This window comes from Mesorhizobium sp. M1A.F.Ca.IN.020.06.1.1, assembly GCF_004023265.1.
Lineage (GTDB): Bacteria > Pseudomonadota > Alphaproteobacteria > Rhizobiales > Rhizobiaceae > Mesorhizobium.
In genome coordinates, this window is record NZ_RZSR01001671.1 from 1 (window position 1) to 596 (window position 596).

Consider the following 596-nt stretch of genomic DNA (forward strand, 5'->3'; position numbering starts at 1 on the left):
CGTTCGAGCTCGTCGGCTAAAGCGAGATAGCGCGGCAGCTCGTCCTTCTTGCGGCTGCCACCTTCCTCGAGCGTGCGCGCATAGTCGCGGATGACATGAAAGACCCAGAACATGAAACCGGCGCCGGAGACGTGGTTCGGCATCTCGCGGTGAAAGCGCCGCAGCAGCGCCGCCACGCGGCCGAGATCGGCGCGCACATCCTCGGCAAGGAAGGTCCTGGCGCCGAGAAACTGGGTCACCAGAATTCCGGGCTCGGCGTAGTGCACGGCCGGCGCGAAGCCGGCCGCATGCGCCGCGCGCGCCGTCATCACCTCGCGCTCGCGAAAGACATGGTGGAACGGGAAGTCCTGGCCGAAGCGCACCACGTGCCGGCCGGCGGCGTCGGTAACGACATAGTTGGCGTTGCTGAGGCCGCCCGGCAGCGGCTCGATCTCGATGCCGCCGCTCCAGCAGGGCAGAGCGCGGATGCGGTCTTCGGTGGTTACGGCGGCGCTCACGGGTTCGGTCCTGCTTCGGCCGGCTTACGACAAAGCGCCGGTCTCTCACAAAGCCATGAGAGAAAAAAGAAAGGCCTCGTCGGTGCGGGATGCCGGGAC

1 protein-coding gene is annotated in these 596 nt (G+C 66.9%); it reads right to left on the reverse strand.

Annotated elements, in window-relative coordinates:
- Positions 1-497, reverse strand: a 497-nt coding sequence (locus tag EOA60_RS36255; RefSeq protein ID WP_164899938.1) for a phosphotransferase, incomplete at its 3' end; no start/stop codon positions are given.
- Positions 498-596 lie beyond the last annotated feature (99 nt).